Source organism: Streptomyces viridosporus (genome assembly GCF_002078235.1).
Classification (GTDB): Bacteria; Actinomycetota; Actinomycetes; order Streptomycetales; family Streptomycetaceae; genus Streptomyces; species Streptomyces viridosporus.
Genome location: NZ_MSGP01000767.1, coordinates 1 through 2572, shown reverse-complemented (window position 1 = coordinate 2572; position 2572 = coordinate 1). Strand labels below are relative to the sequence as shown.

At 72.7% G+C, this 2572-nt stretch carries 2 protein-coding genes and 1 pseudogene; all 3 read right to left on the bottom strand.

Annotated elements, in window-relative coordinates:
• Positions 1 to 526 (bottom strand): annotated as a pseudogene (locus B7L92_RS37280) (MAB_1171c family putative transporter); the annotation flags it as partial.
• Complete coding sequence (locus B7L92_RS37275; protein WP_255311338.1) at positions 523 to 1032, bottom strand: toxin; 510 nt, start codon at positions 1030 to 1032, stop codon at positions 523 to 525. The pseudogene B7L92_RS37280 and the gene B7L92_RS37275, both read right to left, overlap by 4 nt.
• A gap of 109 nt (positions 1033 to 1141) precedes the next feature.
• On the bottom strand, positions 1142 to 2377 hold the full coding sequence (locus B7L92_RS37270; protein ID WP_081241551.1) for a DUF6545 domain-containing protein: 1236 nt from the start codon (positions 2375 to 2377) through the stop codon (positions 1142 to 1144).
• Positions 2378 to 2572 lie beyond the last annotated feature (195 nt).

Here is a 2572-nt window from a genome sequence, read left to right as displayed (position 1 = left end):
CCCGCAGCCCGCCCCGCACCCGGCGCGCCCAGCGCAGCGACGACGCCGTGGTGACGGTCACCGCGGTGAGGTGCGCGACCAGGTACAGCACGATCATCTGGGCGATGAACGGGGTCGTCGCGTAGTAGGTGTCCAGGTCGGTGCGGCGCTCCACCGGCGCGTCACCGAGGGCGAAGGTCACCGCGATGCCGAGGACGACACCGGCGTAGGCGAGGATCCAGCGCCGGGCGGTGCGGTGCACCCGGGGCCCGCCGCGCCAGTGGACGACGAGGACCTGGGAGGCGGCGCAGTACCCGGTGATCGCCGCGTACGTCAGCGGCGCGGCGAGGTTCGGCACCCCGCCGAGCCGGTTGATCGCGCCGACCGTCGGCGGCGCCCCGAGGAAGAAGCAGAGCCCGGCCAGCCCCAGCACCGCGCAGATGGACCACAGGTACGGATCGCGGCGGTGCCGCAGCAGGTCGGGGGACTTGACCACCAGACCGAGCCACAGCACCCCGCAGCTGGTGTAGTTGATCAGGCCGCTCATTTCTTCGTCCCGCGGTAGTTGAGCGCGGCCCCGATGCGTCCGGCGAGGTCCTGGGGGTCCTCGGGGTCACCGCCCTCCGCGGCGAACACCGAGTCGGTGGAGGCCTCCAGCCAGGTACGGAGCCGGCGCCCCATCAGCATGCCGAAGCGGTCCGCCTCCTGCTCCTCGGCCAGGCTGAAGTCGGTGCGCGCGGCGATCGGCCGGGGCTGCCCGTCGCCGGGTGCCGCCGCCTCCGCCCGCCGGCGGTTCATGTGCCACACCTCGTGGCAGAAGATCACGATCTGGTGCCACGCGGCGGCCCGTTCGTCCACCACCACGTCGTCGTGGTGCTCGCGCTCCAGCCACAGCCCGCTGGCGGTGTGCGGCGGGAACGCCGCCCGGTGGACGACGACTTCACGTCCCCGCCAGGCGCTGACGGAGGCGACCAGCGCCTCGAACAGGACCTCGGGGTCCGCCGGGACCGCCACCCGGATGGGGTCGATGAGGGCGTCAGCGAGACGACGCATCTCCTTCCTGGTACGCACCGCTGTCTCCCTGTTCCCCCGGTCGTGGCTCGGTCACCTGTGCAATATGCCAAGACGGGGGTCGTCCCGGCCAGTTCCGCGTGCGGCACGGTCACTCGGTGACCACCACGGTGTCCTCGGGTGCCAGGGCGCGGAGGCGGACCTCCCGGATGTCCTCGGGGTGGCGCAGGGCGCGCGAGAGGGCCCCGATCTCGCGGAGCAGGTCCGTGGTGTCGGGGTCGTGGGCGCCGTCGCCCCCGTCCGCGCCCGGCCCGGCGTCGACGGCGTCGAGGATCGCCACGGCCGCGGCCAGCGCCTTCGCCCGCTTCGGCGGGAACCCGAGGCCGAGGGCGGCGTCGTACGCCCGCTCGCGCAGCCGCTCGTCGGTGCGCCGGGCCAGCGGCAGCAGCACGTCCCGGATGAAGGTCTCGCGGCGGGTCAGGCGCAGCTCGGGACTGGCGCGCAGCACGAACGGCACGCCGGAGCCGTGCACGTTCCTCATCAGCAGGTACAGGGGTCGCAGCCGGTGGTGGGCGAGGCGGAGCCGCCAGCGCTCGTGCAGGTACTGGCCGGCGTGCGGCAGGATGAAGCCGACCGCGATCGACACGGCGGACAGACAGGCCAGGGCGGGGGCCACGTTCAGACTGAGCCAGTCCAGGTCGTTGCCGGTCCAACGGGCCGCCACGGCGGTGAGTTTGGCGGCGTCGAAGGCCAGGTTCAGCGCGTAGCCGACGCCCAGGAACTTCAGTCCCCAGCGCAGCCAGGCGTCGAGTCCGTCGGTGCGGATCCAGTTCCAGATCAGCTTCGAGGTGATGAGGACGGCGGTGGTGTGCGCGAGGAGGTACAGCAGGATCTCCTCGCGCATGAACGGCGTGTTGGCGTAGTAGGTGTCCAGGTCCCGGGTCCGCTCCACGGGCACGTCCGCGAGGGCGAACAGCACCCACAGCAGGACGATCACACCGCCGTAGGCGCAGAGGACCCGGCGGGTGGCCCGGCGGCTGGCGGCGGAGCGTGCGGACAGGCCGTCGCGCCAGGCGATGATCAGCACCAGGCAGGAGCCGCAGAACGCGGTGAGCAGCGAGTACACCCAGGGGGCCGAGATGTTCGGCACGCCGGTGACCCGGTTGACCCAGGCGATGGTCGAGGGGGCGACGAACACGAAGACCGCGCAGGCGAGCAGCAGCAGTCCGCCGACCGCGCGCAGCAGCGGATCCGTCCAGAGCCGGATGATCGTGGGCAGTTTGATCGCCAGGGCGGCGGCCAGGACGGCGGCCGGGATCCACCAGAAGGACGTGTAGAACTCGCTGAGGAACGAGGCCGGACCCCTGGCCGCGTCCGCGACGTCCATCGCGTCCCCTCGCTCTCGTCACCGCTCATCAGCCGCCCCACTCAAGGCCGTTCGAGCCTACGCGGCCACACGTGTCCGCGTCATGCGAACCGGTGACCGTTCTCCGGTCGCACCTGACCGTGCGTGACCGTGCGGACCGGAGCGGGCGGACGCGCTCCGGGGCGTGCCGCGGGGGCGCGTCCCGGGGTGGGCGCC